The organism is Seohaeicola zhoushanensis, assembly GCF_014656415.1.
GTDB classification, from domain to species: Bacteria; Pseudomonadota; Alphaproteobacteria; order Rhodobacterales; family Rhodobacteraceae; genus Seohaeicola_A; species Seohaeicola_A zhoushanensis.
In genome coordinates this window covers 525,011-538,933 of sequence record NZ_BNCJ01000001.1, presented here as the reverse complement: position 1 = coordinate 538,933, position 13,923 = coordinate 525,011, and the positions used below count along the sequence as shown (strand labels likewise).

Annotated in this window: 17 protein-coding genes; 4 read left to right on the top strand and 13 right to left on the bottom strand. The window is 65.0% G+C overall.

Annotated elements, in window-relative coordinates; translation table 11 throughout:
- Positions 1–97: 97 nt before the first annotated feature.
- Genes aroA through IE266_RS02620 form a run of 3 tightly spaced genes read left to right on the top strand, consistent with a single transcriptional unit; the run spans position 98 to position 2,593 of the window.
- The gene (gene aroA / locus IE266_RS02630) at positions 98–1,450 is read left to right on the top strand and encodes a 3-phosphoshikimate 1-carboxyvinyltransferase (RefSeq protein WP_189678478.1); all 1,353 of its coding nucleotides are present in this window, start codon (positions 98–100) and stop codon (positions 1,448–1,450) included.
- Positions 1,450–1,944, top strand: coding sequence for a hypothetical protein (locus IE266_RS02625; RefSeq protein WP_189678477.1), 495 nt, complete (start codon positions 1,450–1,452; stop codon positions 1,942–1,944). The genes aroA and IE266_RS02625 overlap by 1 nt, the downstream gene beginning before the upstream one ends.
- 28 nt (positions 1,945–1,972) lie before the next feature.
- Positions 1,973–2,593: a (d)CMP kinase gene (locus tag IE266_RS02620; protein WP_189678476.1), complete on the top strand. Its 621-nt coding sequence runs from the start codon at positions 1,973–1,975 to the stop codon at positions 2,591–2,593.
- Between the two features lie 85 nt (positions 2,594–2,678).
- On the opposite strand, the gene IE266_RS02615 is transcribed toward IE266_RS02620, so the two are convergent.
- From IE266_RS02615 to IE266_RS02560, 12 genes are all read right to left on the bottom strand, one after another.
- Positions 2,679–3,020: an Hpt domain-containing protein gene (locus tag IE266_RS02615; protein WP_189678475.1), complete on the bottom strand. Its 342-nt coding sequence runs from the start codon at positions 3,018–3,020 to the stop codon at positions 2,679–2,681.
- On the bottom strand, positions 3,017–3,997 hold the full coding sequence (locus tag IE266_RS02610) for a response regulator (RefSeq protein WP_189678474.1): 981 nt from the start codon (positions 3,995–3,997) through the stop codon (positions 3,017–3,019). Before IE266_RS02610 ends, IE266_RS02615 begins: the two co-directional genes overlap by 4 nt.
- 209 nt (positions 3,998–4,206) lie before the next feature.
- Positions 4,207–6,369: an ATP-binding protein gene (locus IE266_RS02605; protein WP_189678473.1), complete on the bottom strand. Its 2,163-nt coding sequence runs from the start codon at positions 6,367–6,369 to the stop codon at positions 4,207–4,209.
- Positions 6,370–6,597: 228 nt separating this feature from the next.
- Positions 6,598–6,987: a response regulator gene (locus IE266_RS02600; RefSeq protein WP_189678472.1), complete on the bottom strand. Its 390-nt coding sequence runs from the start codon at positions 6,985–6,987 to the stop codon at positions 6,598–6,600.
- A gap of 51 nt (positions 6,988–7,038) precedes the next feature.
- Complete coding sequence (locus IE266_RS02595; RefSeq protein ID WP_189678471.1) at positions 7,039–7,185, bottom strand: hypothetical protein; 147 nt, start codon at positions 7,183–7,185, stop codon at positions 7,039–7,041.
- Positions 7,186–7,279: 94 nt separating this feature from the next.
- Positions 7,280–8,101: a DUF1217 domain-containing protein gene (locus IE266_RS02590; protein WP_189678470.1), complete on the bottom strand. Its 822-nt coding sequence runs from the start codon at positions 8,099–8,101 to the stop codon at positions 7,280–7,282.
- The gene (locus IE266_RS02585) at positions 8,098–8,553 is read right to left on the bottom strand and encodes a flagellar biosynthesis repressor FlbT (protein ID WP_189678469.1); all 456 of its coding nucleotides are present in this window, start codon (positions 8,551–8,553) and stop codon (positions 8,098–8,100) included. The genes IE266_RS02590 and IE266_RS02585 overlap by 4 nt, the downstream gene beginning before the upstream one ends.
- 3 nt (positions 8,554–8,556) lie before the next feature.
- On the bottom strand, positions 8,557–8,955 hold the full coding sequence (locus tag IE266_RS02580) for a flagellar biosynthesis regulator FlaF (protein WP_189678468.1): 399 nt from the start codon (positions 8,953–8,955) through the stop codon (positions 8,557–8,559).
- Between the two features lie 176 nt (positions 8,956–9,131).
- A complete protein-coding gene (locus IE266_RS02575) occupies positions 9,132–9,968 on the bottom strand; it encodes a flagellin N-terminal helical domain-containing protein (protein WP_189678467.1) in 837 nt (278 codons plus the stop codon).
- A gap of 103 nt (positions 9,969–10,071) precedes the next feature.
- Positions 10,072–10,467, bottom strand: coding sequence for a hypothetical protein (locus IE266_RS02570; protein ID WP_189678466.1), 396 nt, complete (start codon positions 10,465–10,467; stop codon positions 10,072–10,074).
- Positions 10,464–10,793: a rod-binding protein gene (locus IE266_RS02565; protein WP_189678465.1), complete on the bottom strand. Its 330-nt coding sequence runs from the start codon at positions 10,791–10,793 to the stop codon at positions 10,464–10,466. The genes IE266_RS02570 and IE266_RS02565 overlap by 4 nt, the downstream gene beginning before the upstream one ends.
- Positions 10,794–10,802: 9 nt before the next feature.
- A complete protein-coding gene (locus IE266_RS02560) occupies positions 10,803–11,915 on the bottom strand; it encodes a flagellar basal body P-ring protein FlgI (RefSeq protein WP_189678464.1) in 1,113 nt (370 codons plus the stop codon).
- A 222-nt stretch (positions 11,916–12,137) separates the two neighbouring features.
- On the opposite strand from IE266_RS02560, the gene IE266_RS02555 reads away from it, so the two are divergent.
- Positions 12,138–12,848 (top strand): response regulator transcription factor, encoded by a 711-nt coding sequence (locus tag IE266_RS02555; RefSeq protein WP_189678463.1) that lies wholly within the window; start codon positions 12,138–12,140, stop codon positions 12,846–12,848.
- On the opposite strand, the gene IE266_RS02550 is transcribed toward IE266_RS02555, so the two are convergent.
- The gene (locus IE266_RS02550) at positions 12,849–13,916 is read right to left on the bottom strand and encodes a flagellin N-terminal helical domain-containing protein (protein ID WP_189678462.1); all 1,068 of its coding nucleotides are present in this window, start codon (positions 13,914–13,916) and stop codon (positions 12,849–12,851) included. It lies immediately after the preceding gene.
- Positions 13,917–13,923 lie beyond the last annotated feature (7 nt).

The window sequence follows — 13,923 nt, the reverse complement described above, 5'->3', positions numbered from 1 at the left end:
CTCAGAGGATAGGAAGCCGCCCCGCGTTTTCCAAGCGGGCATGGACGCAAGCCGCTGATCGCGCTACAGCGTTGCCCAAACAAGAGGATGTTTTTGCATGTCCGGCCACGGCACCCCGATCCCGATGACCTCCACCGCCTGCGGGCCGCTCTCCGGCACCGCCGAGGTGCCCGGCGACAAGTCGATCTCGCACCGCTCGCTGATCCTGGGCGCGATGGCGGTGGGCGAGACGAAGATCACCGGCCTGCTCGAGGGCGAGGACGTGATCGACACCGCCAAGGCGATGCGCGCCTTCGGGGCCGAGGTGGTGCAGCACGGCCCCGGCAGCTGGAGCGTCTTCGGCGTCGGCGTCGGCGGCTTTGCCGAGCCGGGCAACGTGATCGACTGCGGCAACTCGGGCACCGGGGTGCGGCTGATCATGGGCTCGATGGCGACTTCGCCGATCACCGCGACCTTCACGGGCGATGCCAGCCTCAACAAGCGGCCGATGGCGCGGGTGACCGATCCGCTGGCGCTGTTCGGCGCGCAGTCGGTCGGGCGCAAGGGCGGGCGGCTGCCGATGACCATCGTCGGCGCGGCCGATCCGGTGCCGGTGCGCTACGTGGTGCCGGTGCCCTCGGCGCAGGTGAAGTCGGCGGTGCTGCTGGCCGGGCTGAACGCGCCGGGCGAGACCGTCGTGATCGAGAAGGAGGCCACCCGCGACCATACCGAGCGGATGCTGGCCGGCTTCGGCGCCGAGATCACGGTCGAGGAAACCGACGAGGGCCGGGTCATCACCCTGACCGGACGACCCGAGCTGAAACCGCAGACCATCGCCGTGCCGCGCGATCCGTCGAGCGCCGCCTTCCCGGTCTGCGCCGCGCTGATCGTGCCGGGGTCGGACGTGCTGGTGCCGGGGATCGGCCTCAACCCCACCCGCGCGGGCCTGTTCACCACGCTGCGCGAGATGGGCGCGGACCTGACCTATGAGAACGAGCGGGTCGAGGGCGGCGAGCCGGTCGCCGACCTGCGGGCGCGTTTCTCGCCCAACATGAAGGGCATCGACGTCCCACCAGAGCGCGCGGCGAGCATGATCGACGAATACCCGGTGCTTTCGGTGGTCGCGGCCAATGCCAGCGGCGTCACCATGATGCGCGGCGTCAAGGAGCTGCGGGTCAAGGAGAGCGACCGCATCGACGCGATGGCGGTCGGCCTGCGCGCCTGCGGAGTCGAGGTCGAAGAGGGCGAGGACTGGTGGTCGGTCACCGGGCACGGGCCCGGGTCGATCGAGGGCGGGGCGACCTGCGAGAGCCACCTCGACCACCGGATCGCCATGTCCTTCCTGGTGGCGGGTATGGCCTCGGAAAAGCCGGTCAGCGTGGACGACGGCTCGCCCATCGCCACCTCCTTCCCGATCTTCGAGTCGCTGATGGCGCAGTTGGGCGCGCAGGTGACACGGACCGCCGGCTGATGTCGCGGCGCCGCCTGGCCGTCTGGACCGGACAGGCCGCGGCGCTGCTGTTCGGACTGATGTGGGTGGTGCTGCAATGGCAGGTCCGCCCCGAGGCGGGCGGCCTTGCGCTGCCGCAGTCGAGCTTTGCGAGCTATTCCGACGCCCACCTCTGGAACCTCGGGCAGGTGCTTGTCCCCGAGGTTCTGGCAACCTACCGCGCCGTGCTGGTCTGGCTGGATACGGCCTTCATCCTCTGCTTCGCCGCCTTCGTCGCGCTGGCCGTCTGGCCGCGCCGCTGGCTGCTGCCCTTGGCCCTTGCCTATGCGCTGGTGGACCTCACCGAGAACCGGCTGATCCTGGCGGGGCTTGAGCAGCCGGTGACACTGCCGATCCGCCAGGCGGCAGCCTATCCCTTCACCCTGCTGAAATTCGCGCTCTTCGCGCTCTGCTGCGGGGCGCTGCTCTGGGTCTGGTGGCAAAACCGGGTGTCGCAGGCTGGCAATCGCGGGTAAAACCACCGGAACGACAAGGAGAAGGCACATGGCGTTCACGGTGGCCATCGACGGACCGGCAGCGGCGGGCAAGGGAACACTGTCCAAGGCGCTGGCGGCGCATCTCGGCTTTGCGCATCTCGACACCGGGCTGCTTTACCGCGCGGTAGGGGCGAAGCTGCTGCTGGGCGTGGAACCGCTGGAAGCGGCCGAGACGCTGACGGCCGAGGACCTCGCCGCCGACAACCTGCGCACCGCCGAGGTGGCAGATGCGGCGAGCAAGGTGGCGGTGATTCCCGAGGTGCGGGCGGCGCTGGTCGACTTCCAGCGCGCCTTTGCGCGGCGCGACGGCGGCGCGGTGCTGGACGGGCGCGACATCGGCACGGTGATCTGCCCCGAGGCCGAGGCCAAGCTTTTCGTGACCGCCAGCCCCGAGGTGCGGGCCGAGCGGCGCTGGCTGGAACTGCGGGCGCGCGACCCCAAGGTCGCTTTCGACGCGGTGCTGGCGGATGTGCGCGAGCGGGACGAGCGCGACATGAACCGCGCCTCGGCACCACTGAAACCGGCGGAAGACGCGGTGATGCTCGACACCAGCGACCTCGGGATCGAGGCTGCGCTCAAGGCGGCGATCGAAATCGTCGAGGCCCGGATGCAGGCGCTGAAAGCCTGAGAGCCGCGGTCCCGTCAGCCGGTCGAGGGCCCGGCTGACGGACGGCGGCAGCTTTGACCCGCGCGGGCGCGGGGTTCGTCGGCGGTCACCGTTTCTCGGCGTCCAGCGTTTCTTCGGCGAGAAGGATGAAATCGGCCACGGAACGGTAGACCTTCTCCTTCGGAGGGGCCCCCGACCCGAGGAACGCGATGATCGTGTTCTCGCCGGTGCGGGCGGTATCGCCCAGGACATTGAGGCCAAGCGTGCCCGCGGTGCCGGCGATCTTGTGAAGGATCATCTGCACCTGCTCCAGCGCGTCGCGCGGCGAAAGGCCGCTGACCGCCGGGTCGCACAACCGGTCGATTTCGTTCAACCGTTCCACCAGCATGTCCATGAACCGGGCCCTGATGCGTTCAAGCCCCGGCATCTTCATTTGTGCTTCGATCATCCTGCCTGCTCCGTGATCCAGAATTCGTTCAGCATCTTTTCTCTTTTTATGGCTTCTTCCTCGGCGCTTTCATGTGCCTGTATCACAGCGTCGATGGCGCTCTTGCCGCCGCGCCAGATCAGCCGCTGGGGCTGGCCTGCGCAGACACGGAAGTCGAGTTTCCTGCCGTCACAGAAGTAGAGGTCCATCTGGTGCAGGGTGAGGTTGATCGCGTCGGTCAGCTTCTCAAGATCCGGGCGGAAACCGCCTTCGACCACGCAGAGGAAGGTGCCGTTGCCGGCATAGGCGATCAGGAAGTTGTTGGGCTTGAGGCAGTCGGAGATCGCCTCGGAGGTATCGGTGATCAGGCATTCGAAGCCGAAGGCCGTCGATTCCCTGTAGAGCTTCTCGATCTGGCGGATGGCGATGCCGAAGACGGTCGACCCGAACATCGAGCTGCGCGAGAGCTGGGTGATGTAGTTCTCGAAGGCATAGTAGTCGATCACGCCGTCGACGTCGAAGATCGTCACCGGGTCGTTCAGGCGGACCTTCTCGTTCGCCGGCTGCTGCTGCTTGAGCTTGTTGACCGAGAAGATCTTGCGGGTCATCCCGCCGGCTTCCTGCAGCCGGGCCTCGGCCGACTTGATGCGGAAGCGGACCTCGTCGATGTCGAAGGGCTTGGTGATGTAGTCGGTGGCGCCGGCACTAAAGGCGCGGTCGATGTAGGACTTGTCCGACATCGCCGTGATCATGAGAATCGGCGTGCGGGCATAATCGGGATCGGCGCGCAGCTTGCCGCAAAGCTCGATGCCGGTCATGCCGGGCATCTGGATGTCGAGCAGGATGCAGTCGAAGTGCTTGTGGTCGGGATCGCCGACGATCTTCAGCGCTTCGGGGCCGGAACAGGCGGTTTCCACGTCATGCTGGCCGATGGTCGTGAGCAGCTCGGAGAGCAGCTCGATGATGATCGGATCGTCATCTACGGCTAGGATACGCATGTTTCGGCCTCGTTACTTTCCATGTTCCGGCGCACATGCCGGATACCGCCAAAAGACTTGCGCTTTGCGGGACAAGCCCATTCTCCATTATCTTTGGAGTTGAATGGGGCAGAAATGTGGCAAGTTTTCTGCACCGAGGCCGGCTGTTGCATACGGTTCATCGTTTGCATGGTCGATTGTCGGACTACGGCGGTCATTGGTTTGCGCCCTCAGGTTCGCGCGGTTTCTAGGCTGCTGTCGTCGGCTTCGTGCTCGGCGAGCGCGGCGGCGGTGCGGGCTTCGCGCTCGGCCTTTTCGGCGGCCTTGGTAGCGGCCTGCGAGGCGGCTGCGCTGGCCTTGGGAAGGTCGAATTCGAAACGGCTGCCCTCGCCCAGCTTGCTGGTCACGGTCAGGCGGCCGCCGTGGAGCTCGACGATCCGGCGCGCGATGGTGAGGCCGAGACCGAAGCCGCCGAAGGACCGGGTGTCCGAGCCGTCGACCTGCTTGAAGCGCTCGAAGATCATGTCGATGTTCTCCTGCGCGATGCCGACGCCGGTGTCCTCGACCCCGATGATCACCCGCGCGCCCTTGTTGCGCACGGTGACGGTGATGGTGCCCTTGTTGGTGAACTTGATGGCGTTGCCGACGAGGTTGTAGATCACCTGCCGCAGGCGCGACGGGTCGGCCATGACGCGGGCCGGGGCGCACATGCAGATCAGCGACAGACCCTTGGCCTGGGCCTGGATCTTCATCTCGTCGACGATGTTCACCGCGATGTCGTTGGCCAGCACCACCTCGGGCACGACCTTGAGCTCGCTGCCCTCGGCCTTGGCCCAGTCGAGCAGGTCGTTGACCAGGCTCAGCAGCAGTTCCGACGCGTTGATGATCTTCTGGCCCTGGCCGGCGATCGACTCGATCTGCGCCTGGGCGAGGTTTTCGATCTCGGCGAGGTCGGGCTCGTCCTTGCGGATCGCGGCCATCAGCTGCTTGGACGCCGGCAGGTTGCCCGCCTTGGCGAGGAAGGCGGCGCGGCCGGCGATGGCGGTCAGCGGCGTGCGCAACTCGTGCGAGACGGTGCTGAGGAACTCGGACTGCTGGCGGGTGGCGGCCTCGGCGGCGAGCTGGGCCGATTTCTGCGCAGAGACGTCGAAGCGGACGCCGACGATATAACCCTCGGGCGTCACGGCGTTCGAGGTCTTGAGCCAGCGGCCGTCGACCAGCTGCTGCACACCGTCCTCGGCCTCGGCCATTTCGGCCATTTCGGCGTTGAGCGTGACCTCGGCGCCCGGAAGCTCGACGACGGTGCCCTCGACGGTCTCGGCCGGCTGGCGGCGGATCGCGTGGCGCACCATCTCGTCATAGGGCAGGCCCGGCACCAGTTTCTCGGGCGCGATCCGGTAGTATTCGGCGACGCGCTTGTTCGCCATCAGCAGCTTGTTGTCGCGGTCGAAGAGCAGGAAGCCCTCCTCCAGCGATTCGATGGCGTGGGAGAGGACGTTGAAGGTCTCGTGGCTCTTCACTGCATAGTGGCGGATCATCAGGATCGCCGAGGCGAGCAGGATGCTGATCAGCGCCGCAGACCCGACGATCCAGGGGCTGCGCGGCGAATGGGCAGCCCAGCCGCCGGCGGGAACCGCGGCGATCTGCCAATGACCGCCGACAACGGAAATCGTCTCGGTGACCGGGTTCGAGGCGAAGACCGAGGGATCGCCGGCCAGGTGCTGGCGGGGCCGGCCGTCGCGGCTGATTTCGCGCAGGGCGACACGGGGCGGCAGCTCGCCGGTGTGCGGGTCCGCTGCGCGGGCCGGAAGCAGGCCCTTCTCGGCCAGGACAACCGAGACGACGCCCCAGAAATTACCGGTGTCGGAATACTTGCCCGGCTTGAACACCGGGTAGCGCAGGATATAGCCGCGTCCGCCCTGCAACAGGTTGATCGGCCCGACGAAGACGGGCGCGCGGTCGCGGTAGGCGCGGGCGATGCCGACGAACTGGCCGGGAACCTGCCAGTAGATCGTTCCCACCACCTTCTGGTTGCCGGTACGCGGCGTGACGTGGCTCACCACCAGGTCGGGCGCGAGGGCGACCGAGATGACCTCGGGGTGATGGCGGACCAGCTGTCCGCCGATCTGATCGATCGCCTCTTGCGAATAGGTATCGTTGTTGCGGGCGAAGGCCGCCAGCCGTTCGGCGACGAGGCCCATGCCGAAGAGCTTCTCGCGCAGTTCGTTGGCGGTCTGGCGGATCTCGGCATTGGCTGCGATCCGCTGACCCTTGAGATAGCTGGCATCTTCGCGCTGCATCAGGATGAAGCCGACGCTCAGGCAGATGACCGCCACCGACGTGGCGAAGGTCACGTAGGAATGCGAGATATTGCGGGCGAATTTCCAGATCATGTCACCAACCCGTGCTCACCATGCGGTCTGTCTGAGGCTTTCGAGGTTCGGAAATTCGCCGCCTCTTGTTCTTGTTTTACGAACGGAATGGGCAGAAATGTGGCGGGTCCGTGCCATTGCCCGCATTGGGGGCGCAATCCCCCCCTGCCCTGGCGGCACCTGCCCAATCCCACGGCGGCCGGGGCTGGCAGAAGTGCTGGCTGATGGCAGGGGTTCGCGGACATGGCTCTATCGCTTGGCGTTCCAGCTTTCCCAGATCGACTGGATCTCCTTGACCAGCGTGTCGGGGGTGAAGGGTTTCAGGATCACCGCCGCCGCGCCCTTGAGCATAAGCACTTCCGAGACCGAGGCTTCGGCCTTGGCGGTGAGAAAGATTGCCGGGATGCGGTCGTAGCCCTCGACCTTGGCAATGTTCTGCCAAAGCTCGGGGCCGGTCATGCCGGGCATCATGTAGTCGAGCAACAGGAGCTGCGGCTTGAAGTCCTGGAAGGCCTCGAAGGCACTGGCGCCGTCGGGGAATTGCAGGAGCTCGAAGTCACCGAAGAAATCGAGCGACATCTGGACGATTTCCCGGATGTCGGGATCGTCGTCAGCGTGGAGAATGCGTTTCAGTTCCATGGAATCTCTCGTCCGAAGCTTGGGCAACCGACAGAATGGCCGGGCGCGGCATCATTTGCAGATCTGGTTCAGGGCGGCCAGCGCGACCACGAGCGCGCCGAGGAGCGATGGCGCCAGGCCCGGATCGGGCAGGGCCGTCGCGCGGGCGCGGCCTGTCTTGGGAATGCGGGTATCCTGCCGTTTTTCGCGGTCTTGCATGGTTCTGTGCCCTTTGCCGCGATCCCGAGGCACTTATCCGGGCCTGCCCTGCCCGTTCACTGCACCTTTGGTCACGGTTCTTGCCTGTTGTTATTCAGTATGTGGATCTCATCAAGGAGATCGATGTTATGTCTATCGTAATAGGCGTAAAACTGTCGCCGCTGCCGGCGCTGACGGCGCTGCTCATCATCTGGACCACGACGTTGTTCAGAGCGGCGGTCGAATTCAGGGCATCGGATACGATCGAGAAGCGGGTGATCATCGCTTCCACCTCGGCCGGGTCTTGTAGCTTGTCGAAGTCCAGGCGGGCCTCGAGAAAGGTCGCTTGCCGGTCGATGTCCATTTGCGCGGACTCCGCGGGCAGGCCGAGGACCGTGCGGACGAACTTGGACAGGTCGGTGTCCTTGAGGATATCGAAGGGGCTTTCTATATCCGCAGCCTTGCGGCGGAACTGGAGCGCGGCGCCGACCGTCTCGTTCTGTTCGGCGAGCCCGTTGACGAATTGGGTGTCGATGTACCTTTCGACGAGACGGGTCTGCCAGCCGGTCAGGATGGTATTGAGGTTCTTGGTGCCGTTCTCGGTAAAGCCGAGCACGTCGAACATTTCGCGCATCCGCGGATCGGTCAGCCGGTTGATAAGTGACTCGCGGTCGTCCTTGTCACTTTTCAGAGCCTTCTTGACCAGCGCCTTGCCGAAGATCTGATCCTCGAGATCGAAGGCGCGCATGACGAAGGTATAGAGGTCGTTGTCCTCGACCAGCTGATCGACGGTCTCGACGTCGGAGATCCGTTCCTTGAAGATTTCGATTGCCCGCGAATGCTGGAACGAATTGCGGATCTGTTCCTTTTGAAAGTCCTCGGTCCGGTCGGCCAGCTTGAGCGCGAGAAAACTCGACATTCCCGATATGGAGATCATCCCGCCACCTTTTCGTCATGGGGCGTGTCCCCGGCCAGGGCTTCGGCCTCGGCCTGCGACGCGCTGATATGGTTCAGCAGTTCATTCTCGTATTCCAGCACCGGCTTGAGATGGCGCAGGGCCTTGTAGAAATCCGATTTACTTACGTAATTCGCCGCCTCGAAGATATGGCCCACGGTCGGCGGACCAAAGACGGTGGCGATCTCGGCCAGGTTCTGCTGGATCATCGGCACCAGCTTCTCGCGCAGGTCGGCGCGGGTCAGCGCGGTCTGGATCAGGAAATAGACCTTGTTGACCACCGTCACGGCCTGCGAGGAATCGAGCAGGTCCTTGCCGCGCACGACGTCGGCCTGGGCCTCGATCACGATGCTGTGGCGGCGGCCCGAGTTGCGCATGGCACAGCCGTTGACGATGAAGCGTTCGTAGGGCTTGAGTGTGAGCTTGAGGACCATCGCTCAGGCACTCCGCCGCTGTGGGCTTTCGGCAAGGGCATTCACGATATTGGTGTTGACCGCGACCAGCGCGCGCACGCCGCCGGCGCCGCCGAGGATCGAGCGGGTGGATTTCTCGACCCAGATCGCCAGCGACAGGAGGCCGGCGCGCAGTTCCGGCGTCAGCGCGTTGCCGGGCTGGGACAGGTCGTGCTTCAGCGCCGCCCAGAGCGCCTGGTTGTCGGCGAGGGCATCGCGCAGGCCCGAGCCCAGGATGGTGACGCGATCGAATGTCGTCTTGGAAAGGTCATAAGTCTCTGCGTGTTCGGCCATCCGCCCGGTGATGCCCGCCATGATGCGGCGTTCCATCTGCCTTGGCGATTCAACCTCGCGCAAAGTGCGCTTGTAAGCACTAATGCTCATCTTCTGCCGTACCTCCGCGCCGTTCTGGCGTCGTTAGATTTTTCCAGCGCTCCCTTTGGCGGGAGTTCTCGGCTTCTGCCTCGAAGGAGGGGGCCCTGTGGCGGGCCCCGTCCGTGTTCTAGAACGACAGAGCCGGCGGACCCGAGAGCCCGCCGGACGTGCCGTCAGGGATCAGATCACCGGAACAGGCTCAGGATGTTCTGCGGCGCCTGGTTTGCAATCGAGAGCGATTGCGTTGCCAGTTGCTGCTGAACCTGGAGCGACTGCAGGCGGGCTGCTTCCTCTTCCATGTTGGCGTCGACCATCGAACCCACACCGGAGTCGAGCTTGTCGGTCAGTGCGCCAAGGAACTCTTTCTGGGTCTCGATCGACTTCTCGGCGATGCCGAGGGCCGTTGCTGCCGCGATTGCCGCATCGAGCGCGCCTTCCGCGGTCTGCAGGTCTGCTTCCATCAGCGCGGTGGTCGAGCTGGCGGTCAGGTCGACGGCGGACAGGGTCGAAAGGATCGCGCCCAGGTCCTGCTGCTGGAAGGTGATCGTGGTGGTCGTCACCGAGCCTGCCGAGCCGCGGCTGATGCCGGTCACGACGGTCACGGTAGCGGAGCCGGACACGAGGTTGGCGCCGTTGAAGGTCGACTGCGAAATCGTGGTCTGGATACGAGCCACGAGTTCATCGAGTTCGGCCTGGACGTCGGCGCGGACCTCGGCAGTGCCACCCTGGGCAAACGCGACGCGCTCGGCAAATTCTTGAGCGACGTCCTTGATGGTTTCCGAACCCAGGCGGGCAGTCGAAACCGAGTTGACCATCAGGGTCAGGCTTTCGTCGATCGCCTTGTACATGCCGGAGTCGCCGGTCATGGTTTCGGAGATCGAGAAATAGGCCGCGTTGTCCTTGCCGGACGTGATCTTCAGGCCCGAGCTGATGCGGCCCTGGGTCTGATCGAGGCCCTTGTTGATGGTTTGCAGCGTTTGCAACGCGGTCATTGCCGAGTTGTTGGTGAGAATGGAGGACATTTTCTGCTCCTGTTATTTTCTCTCGTAATCGTCTTTCTGACGAAAACGGGACCTGCCCGTAACGGGAGAGATTGGAGCCAAACGTTAACGCTGGGTTAAAAATTTAAATCGTTTCGTCAACCTGTTGCGGACGCGCCACAACCTGCGGGCGAAGACTTCCGCTCGCCTCGTAAATGCCGCCGAGCCCGTGGCGGTCGCGGATGCGGTTCAACTCCTTCACCACGCGTTCGGTTGCATTGGTCAGTTGTTGCAGCAATGCATGGTCTTTTCGGATCAATCCATGCAGCACTTCAAGGCTCGCGCGCAGCTCCTGCGCCTCGGGCGTGGCCGACTGGAGTTGACGCTCGACGTGTTCGGTCTGGGCCTCGAGTTCTTCGTAGAGCGAGAGTTTTTCCGGGTAGAGTTCGCGCACGGTTTCCAGCTGCCCGGCGCCGATGGCGGCGATCTCGTCGTGCAGGACCCGGGTGAGACGTTCGATGATCAGGGACGCGGCGGTCATTTCTGTGGCTCCTGCGCCTTGGTGGCGGTCTCGTAGGCGGCGATGGTCTGCAGCACGCTGCGGGCGATGCCGGTGGAATTCTGCTCGGCGATCTGGTCGGCATAGGCGCGGGCCAGGAACGAGCGCCAGGTCTCTTCCGCCTCACCACCGCCAAAGCTGCCGATGTCGACGCTCTTCAGCATCTCGTCGACGGTCTGGGTGAGGAACACCGCCTCGAACTCGCGCGCGGCCTTCTTCGCCTCGGGCGAGGCGGCCTTTTCCGCCTGGGCCTGCAGGCGGGCGGTGGCGACCTGGAGCGAGGGGGCCGGGGTTCCGATGAGTTTCATGGCCGGGCCTCAGATGATTTCGAGATCGGCGTGCAGCGCGCCGGCGGCCTTGATGGCCTGGAGGATCGAAATGGTCTCGGTCGCGCCGAGGCCGATGGCGTTCAGCCCGTCAACCAGGCGTTGCAGGCTCACGTCGCCTTCGAGGATGGTGAACTTGGTTTCCTTCTCGTCGACCACCACGGTGGTGTCGGGCACGACGACCGTGGTGCCGCCGATCGAGATGGGCTCGGGCTGGCTCACCTTCATCTCTTCCTTGACGATGACGGTAAGCCCGCCCTGGCTGACCGCGATCTGGTCGATGCGGACATTGGCGCCGATGACGATGGTGCCCGAGCGCGCGTCGATCACCACCTTGGCCGGGGTGTCGGGCTGCACGGTGAGGTTTTCCACGTCAGCCATCAGGCCGGGGATATTGGCCTTGTCGAAGATGTCGATCTCGACCGTCGAGGGGTCGAGCGCAGCGGCGCGGCGGCCGCCAAGCTTGGCGTTGATGGCCTCGGCGATGCGCACGGCGGTGGTGAAATCCGGGTTGCGCAGGGCGATGCGCAGCGAGGTGAGTTCACTCAGGCGGAAACCGATCTCGTTCTCGACCGTGGCGCCGTTCTCGATCCGGGCGACGGTGGGCACCCCCTCGACGATGGAGGCGTTGAGGCCCTGGGCCGCGAAGCCGGCCACCGCGATCGGGCCCTGGGCCACGGCATAGACCTCGCCGTCGGCACCGGTGAGCGGGGTCACGACCAGGGTGCCGCCGCGCAGGCTGCTGGCGTCGCCGAGCGAGGAAACGACCACGTCGATGGTCGAGCCGCGCCGCGCGAAGGGCGGCAGCATGGCGGTGACCATGACGGCGGCGGTATTGGCGGTCTTGAGTTCGTCGTCGGTGAGGTTGCCGACGCCGAGACGTTCGAGCATCCCCTTGATGCTCTTCTCGGTGAAGGGGCTGTTGCGCAGCCGGTCGCCGGTGCCGTTCAGGCCGACGACGAGGCCGTAGCCCACCAGCTGGTTCTCGCGCACGCCCTCGAACATGGCGATGTCCTTGATGCGCACCTCGGCCGACGCCGCACCGGCGAGCAACAGCAGCATGGCCACAAGCCGTGTCGCCAGTCGCAAGGGGGTGAGGCGCATGAGGGCCGCTCCGAGGTTGAACCCGCCACAGGCGGCGGGCCTGCGCGGGCAAGATCAGTCATGTGCAAACCGCCGATGGAGTGCAGCTTGTCACATAATCCCATACGCTTCAAGAATAGTTGGAACAGTACTTGGAGATATCGTTGACTATTTATGAATTCTATTCTTAAGATGGGTTCAACTTGCCGTGTCACGGGGCACGGCGGCTTTGCTGAGGTAGGGATGCACGTCTATCTGTATCAGGCTGAAGGGCAGTCACAGCAGTGGCTGAACGACCTGCGGGCCGAACGGATGACGCCAACCCAGATCAAACCGCAGTTCTTCCGCGGCGATCTGCGCCTCCTGAACCGTGACGGGCACGAGGCTCATGCCTTCCTGCTCGTGGCCAATCCCGACCTGATCACGCAGATCCTCCAGCTGCGCCGGGCCGGGATTGCCAACCCCATCCTGGTACTGCGCCCCGAGCGTGACGCCGACAACGCGGCGCAGGCGCTCGATGCCGGGGCCGATGACGACGTGGTGATGCCGGTGCGCGCGCTCGAGCTCAAGGCGCGGATCAACGCTGTGCTGCGGCGCGCGCATGGCCATGCGGCGGACAGCATCACCGTGGGCGAGGTGACCGCCTTCTTCGACGGGCGCGACCCCGAGGTCGACGGACAGCGGGTCAAGCTCTCGCGGCGCGAGCACAAGGTGTTCCAGCAACTGGTGCTGAACGCGCGCAAGGTGACCTCCAAGGCGGCGATCTACGACGCGGTCTACGGCATGTCGGACGACCAGCCCTTCGACAAGGTCATCGACGTCTATATCTGCAAGATCCGCAAGAAGATCGGGCAGGCAGCAGCCTCGGGCCATCCCTATATCGAGACGGTACACGGGCGCGGCTACAAGTTCGACGAGGCCGACATCCGGCTGGCGCCTGTCGCAGCCGAGTGATCAGCGCAGGAAGTTCAGGAACGTCAGGCTGGAAAGCCGCGCCGTGACGGCATAGCTGGCTTCGAGCTGGGTCTGCAACATGCTGAGCCGCGTTGCCGCCTCGTAGGCATCCACCCCTTCGAGATCGACCATGCGGATGGCATAGACGTCGTTGACCTTCTCGTGCCGTTCGATGGTTTCCTCGACCAGCGCCTGGGTCGAACCGAGGCTGGCCTCGGCGCCGAGCAGCTTCTGCGAGCCCATCGAGATCGACTGCACCGCCGCATCGAGATAGGCGCCGTAGGTCGCCTCGTCGGTGATTTTCGAGACGTCGATCGAGGCCAGCATCGACAGGCCCTTCATCAGCTCGGTGAAGCCGTCGTCATTGGCCTGGATGCCGTGCGAGACAGTCACGCCCTCGCCGATCCGGGCCTCGACCCGCTGGCCGGTGGCGGCGGCGGTGCCGTTGTAGAAGGTGCCCTCGTAGGTATAGCCGGCGGTCGCATGGGTGCCATCAAATACCGCGTTCACCTCGGCGGTGATGGTGGCCACATCGGCCAGGCTGGCCGGGCCCGCGCCGATCACCGAGGTCATCACGTCCTCGGGCGAGAGACCGGTCGCGGCGCTGGTCTGGGTCCAGCCCTGCATCGGCTTCCTGTCCTGGTCGATGCCGGCGAAGATGTGGCTGCCCTGATAGACAGTGTTGGCCTGGGTGACGATACGCTCGATGGCATAGCGGGCGTTGGCCTGGAGTTCCGAGCTGATGGCGTCGCCGGGGTTGGCGCCGCTGACCGCAAGGGCGAGGAAATCGTCGGCGACCTGGCGCATCTCGGACATGGCGATGGAGGTGATCTCCATGCGGCCGTTCAGCAGCTTGTTCGAGGCGATGTAGCCCTCGTTCCGGGCGACGATGTTGCGCAGGCGCACGGATTCCGCCGCGCGCTGGCCAAGGTCGCGGAACAGGTCGGCGCGCAGGCCTGTCGTGACTTCCTTCTCGGCCTTCGACATGCCGATGGTCAGCCGCGCGACCTCGCGTCGGCGCGCCAGCGAGGACTGGAGTGTCGAGATATTGCTCAGAAGGTCGGCCATTCAGTCA

What these genes read in the sequence shown, in the direction of transcription:
- IE266_RS02595 (WP_189678471.1), bottom strand. Translation starts at nt 7,185, where the DNA reads ATGCAAGACCGCGAAAAACGGCAGGATACCCGCATTCCCAAGACAGGC.
- aroA (WP_189678478.1), top strand. Translation starts at nt 98, where the DNA reads ATGTCCGGCCACGGCACCCCGATCCCGATGACCTCCACCGCCTGCGGG.
- IE266_RS02565 (WP_189678465.1), bottom strand. Translation starts at nt 10,793, where the DNA reads ATGAAACTCATCGGAACCCCGGCCCCCTCGCTCCAGGTCGCCACCGCC.
- IE266_RS02555 (WP_189678463.1), top strand. Translation starts at nt 12,138, where the DNA reads ATGCACGTCTATCTGTATCAGGCTGAAGGGCAGTCACAGCAGTGGCTG.
- IE266_RS02600 (WP_189678472.1), bottom strand. Translation starts at nt 6,987, where the DNA reads ATGGAACTGAAACGCATTCTCCACGCTGACGACGATCCCGACATCCGG.
- IE266_RS02605 (WP_189678473.1), bottom strand. Translation starts at nt 6,369, where the DNA reads ATGATCTGGAAATTCGCCCGCAATATCTCGCATTCCTACGTGACCTTC.
- IE266_RS02580 (WP_189678468.1), bottom strand. Translation starts at nt 8,955, where the DNA reads ATGAGCATTAGTGCTTACAAGCGCACTTTGCGCGAGGTTGAATCGCCA.
- IE266_RS02590 (WP_189678470.1), bottom strand. Translation starts at nt 8,101, where the DNA reads ATGATCTCCATATCGGGAATGTCGAGTTTTCTCGCGCTCAAGCTGGCC.
- IE266_RS02575 (WP_189678467.1), bottom strand. Translation starts at nt 9,968, where the DNA reads ATGTCCTCCATTCTCACCAACAACTCGGCAATGACCGCGTTGCAAACG.
- IE266_RS02625 (WP_189678477.1), top strand. Translation starts at nt 1,450, where the DNA reads ATGTCGCGGCGCCGCCTGGCCGTCTGGACCGGACAGGCCGCGGCGCTG.
- IE266_RS02550 (WP_189678462.1), bottom strand. Translation starts at nt 13,916, where the DNA reads ATGGCCGACCTTCTGAGCAATATCTCGACACTCCAGTCCTCGCTGGCG.
- IE266_RS02615 (WP_189678475.1), bottom strand. Translation starts at nt 3,020, where the DNA reads ATGATCGAAGCACAAATGAAGATGCCGGGGCTTGAACGCATCAGGGCC.
- IE266_RS02570 (WP_189678466.1), bottom strand. Translation starts at nt 10,467, where the DNA reads ATGACCGCCGCGTCCCTGATCATCGAACGTCTCACCCGGGTCCTGCAC.
- IE266_RS02610 (WP_189678474.1), bottom strand. Translation starts at nt 3,997, where the DNA reads ATGCGTATCCTAGCCGTAGATGACGATCCGATCATCATCGAGCTGCTC.
- IE266_RS02585 (WP_189678469.1), bottom strand. Translation starts at nt 8,553, where the DNA reads ATGGTCCTCAAGCTCACACTCAAGCCCTACGAACGCTTCATCGTCAAC.
- IE266_RS02620 (WP_189678476.1), top strand. Translation starts at nt 1,973, where the DNA reads ATGGCGTTCACGGTGGCCATCGACGGACCGGCAGCGGCGGGCAAGGGA.
- IE266_RS02560 (WP_189678464.1), bottom strand. Translation starts at nt 11,915, where the DNA reads ATGCGCCTCACCCCCTTGCGACTGGCGACACGGCTTGTGGCCATGCTG.